Origin of the sequence: Ottowia cancrivicina, from assembly GCF_029813755.1 — a bacterium.
Lineage (GTDB): Bacteria > Pseudomonadota > Gammaproteobacteria > Burkholderiales > Burkholderiaceae_C > Ottowia > Ottowia massiliensis.
In genome coordinates this window covers 1-3,563 of the sequence record NZ_JARVII010000050.1, presented here as the reverse complement: position 1 = coordinate 3,563, position 3,563 = coordinate 1, and the positions used below count along the sequence as shown (strand labels likewise).

Genomic DNA, 3,563 nt, shown 5'->3' with positions numbered 1-3,563 from the left:
TGCGGCTTCATTAACCGGCAAGCTGGCAGCCTCTGGCATGGCCGCGCCCATGCCCGCTGGCTGAAGCAGCGCCGTGAGCATGGCGAACTTGCCAATGAAGCCCGACAGCGGCGGCAGCCCCGCAATCAGCAGGGCGCAGAGCGCGAACGACAGGCCCAGAAACGCCATGGCGAAGGGAATGGCGCGGCCAATCAGCGCCTGCTCGTCATCGTCCAGATTCACGTCGGGCAGCGAAGCGGGGCTGGCCTGGTAGTCGGCAAAAGCCTCGTCTTCTTCGAAAACCGTGTCGCTGATCAGGGCAATTTGCTCTTCGCTCTCGCTGGCGCGCTTGACCAGCTCAATCAGCAAAAACAGCGCCGCAATCGCCAGCGTGGAGCTGAAGGCGTAATACAGCGCCGCGCCCGTCACGGCAGGCTGGCCAAAGCCAATGGCCGCCAGCAGCGTGCCTGATGACAGGATGGCGGCAAACGCCGTCATGCGCGCCAGCTGCTGCGTGGCCAAAACGCCAATGGCCCCGAAGGCAACCGTCGCCAGCCCCATCCAGATGAGCAGATCGCCGCCAAACAGGGCCGATACGCCCGCGCTGGCCGGAAACAGCAGCGTCCACACGCGCAGCACGGCATACACGCCCAGCTTGGTCATGATGGCAAAGAGCGCAGCCACCGGCGCGGCGGCGCTGGAGTAGGCCGCCGGCAGCCAGAAATTGAGCGGCCAGGCGGCCGCCTTGACCAAAAAGGCAATGGCCATGATGGCCGCGCCCGCGTGCAGCAGGCCCCGGTCGTCTTCGGCGATGGCGGGCACCATCATGGCCATGTCAGCCAGATTCAGCGTGCCCGTCACGCCATAGAGCATGGCAATGCCAATGAGAAACAGCGTGGAAGCCATCAGATTGACGGCGATGTAGTGCAGCCCCGCGCGCACCCGCGCCGGGCTGGAGCCATGCAGCAGCAGGCCGTAGGAGGCCGTGAGCATGATCTCGAAGAAAACAAACAGGTTGAACAAGTCGCCCGTGAGAAAAGCCCCCGACAAGCCCATCACCTGCAACTGGAACAGCGGGTGGAAATACACCCCCGCCTTGTGCCAGCGCGCCGACGAATAAAGCACCGCCGCCAGCGCCAGCAGCGAAGTCAGCGCCAGCATCATGGCCGAGAGGCGGTCCAGCACCAGCACGATGCCGTAAGGCACGGGCCAGTTGGAAGGCATGTAAATGCCCACTGCCGCTGCGCCGCCCTCGGTCAGCGTCCAGCGCAGCAGCGCCAGCGACACGCACAGCCCCAGCAGGCACGAAGCCACGTTCACCACGGCCTTCAGCGGCCTGCGCTGCGGCCCGAGCAGCAGCATGAGCGCCGCCGTGCCCAGCGGCAGCAGCACGGGCATCACGATCAGATGCGGCATCAAGCGGGCAATCAGCGCATCCATCAGCCGTCCCTCTCCTGCCCGTCCACGTGGTCGTTTCCGGTCAGGCCGCGCAGGGCCATCATCACCACCAGAAACAGCGCCGATGTGGCAAAGCCGATGACGATGGCCGTGAGCACCAGCGATTGCGGCAGCGGGTCGGTGTAGTTCTCCAGCGTGGGCGCGACGCCCGCCTGCACGATCGGCTCGCGCGCCAGCAGCAGGCTGCCCATGGCAAAAATGAACAGATTGACGGCATACGACAGCAGCGACAGCCCCATGAGCACCTGAAACGTGCGCGGCCGCAGCACCAGCCACACGCCGGAGCCGCCCAGCACGCCGATGACGATGGCCAGAATGACTTCCATCAGTCTTGCTTTCCTTCGCCTTGCGGCGCGGCGGCATGTGCAGCGGCCTTCTTGAGCGCCGTGCGGTGCGCGCGCAGCGACTGGTGCGCCAGCGCCGTGAGAATGAGCAGCGTGGCGCCCACCACCACGGCGAACACGCCCGCGTCAAAGAACGTGGCGCTGGGCACATGCACTTCACCCACCAGCGGCAGCGTCACATGCATGGCGTGCGTGGTCAGAAACGGGTAGCCGAACCACAGCGACCCCAGCCCCGTGGCCAGCGCCAGCAGCCAGCCCACGCCTATCCAGCGAATCACCTGAAGCTGAAACCGCGCTTCCACCCACTGCGTGCCCGCCACCATGTATTGCGCCAGCAGGGCGATGGACAGCACCAGCCCCGCCACGAAGCCGCCGCCCGGCTCGTTATGCCCGCGCATGAAGATGTAAGCAGCCACCACGCCCGCAATCGGCAACAGCAGCCGCACCAGCGTGGCAGGCACCTGCATGTAACCCAGGGCCGAGTCTTTGGCCGTGCGCGGATTGATGAGATCGGTATTCAGGTCTGCCGGAATCACGCGCTGCTGCTCTGGCGCTTGCACGCTCTCGCGCGGGGGGCGAAAGCGCCTGAGCAGCGCATACACCGTCAGCGCCACGATGCCCAGCACCGTGATTTCGCCAATCGTGTCGAAAGCGCGAAAGTCCACCAGCATCACATTCACCACGTTGGCCCCGCCGCCTTCGGGCAGCGCGCGGTCAATGAAAAAGGGCGAAATGCTCTGCGGCGCAGGCCGCGTCATCATGGCGTAAGCCAGCAGCGCCATGCCGCCGCCAGTCACCACCGAAAGCACCAGATCGCGTGCGCGCCGCACCCGCACCCGCAGCCCCAGGCGCGCCGGCTCCGTATCCAGCCGCTTGGGCAGCCAGCGCAAGCCCAGCAGAAAAAGAATGGTGGTCACCACTTCCACCGCAATCTGCGTGAGCGCCAGATCGGGCGCAGAAAACCACATGAAGGTCAGGCACACCATCAGCCCCACGCTGCCCACCAGAATGAGCGCCGCCAGGCGATGGAACTTGGCCTGCGCCGCAGCCGTCAGCGCGCACAGGCCGCCTGCCGTCCACAGCAGCGCGAAAAGCACGCTGCCCGGCACGCGCTCGCGGTCGCCCCAGTTGATGCCATTGCCGCCCAGCGACGCCGCCGCCACCGCTACGGCCGCGAACACCAGCAAAAACATCTGCGGCTGCAAGCGCTGGCTGCTGGCCAGGCGCAGCGCCCGGCGCACGGCGCCATCCAGCCACACCAGCGCGCCCTGAAACAGGCGCTGCCCATCCAGCCCGCCAATGAAAGGCGGTTTTTTGAAGCGCCCCGCCTCCATCGCGCGACCCAGCCAAAGATAGAGCGCAAAGCCGCCCGCCAGCGCCACCAGGCTCATCACCATGGGCTTGTTCAAGCCGTGCCACACCGCCAGGCTGTAATGCGGCGTTGGCCCGTTCAGCACCGCTTGCGCCGCCATTTCCAGCACCGGCCCTACCGACCAGTTGGGCGCCATGCCCACCACCAGGCAGGCCACCACCAGCAGCTCCACCGGCAGGCGCATCCAGCGCACGGGTTCATGCGGCTTGCGCGGCAAATCGGTTGCCAGCGGGCCAAAGAAGATGTCCACCGTAAAGCGCAGCGAATACACCACCGCGAACATGCCCGCCACTGTGGCGGCGATGGGCAGCGCGTCTTCCACCCACGGCTGGGGACTCATGAAGTCCACCGTTTCGGCAAAAAACATTTCCTTGGAGAGAAAGCCGTTCATCAGCGGCACGCCCGCCATG

The 3,563-nt window shown here is 66.0% G+C and carries 3 protein-coding genes; all 3 read right to left on the bottom strand.

Annotated elements, in window-relative coordinates; all coding sequences use genetic code 11:
• The coding region (locus tag QB898_RS12835; RefSeq protein ID WP_279525266.1) for a monovalent cation/H+ antiporter subunit D at positions 1 to 1,419 on the bottom strand (1,419 nt) is incomplete at its 3' end.
• Complete coding sequence (locus QB898_RS12830; protein WP_050715274.1) at positions 1,419 to 1,763, bottom strand: Na+/H+ antiporter subunit C; 345 nt, start codon at positions 1,761 to 1,763, stop codon at positions 1,419 to 1,421. The genes QB898_RS12830 and QB898_RS12835, both read right to left, overlap by 1 nt.
• Positions 1,763 to 3,563: hydrogen gas-evolving membrane-bound hydrogenase subunit E (gene mbhE / locus QB898_RS12825; protein WP_279525265.1), on the bottom strand; the 1,801-nt coding region annotated here is incomplete at its 5' end. The genes mbhE and QB898_RS12830, both read right to left, overlap by 1 nt.

Coding starts and splice junctions, on each gene's coding strand:
- QB898_RS12830 (WP_050715274.1), bottom strand. CDS start 1,763: ATGGAAGTCATTCTGGCCATCGTCATCGGCGTGCTGGGCGGCTCCGGC.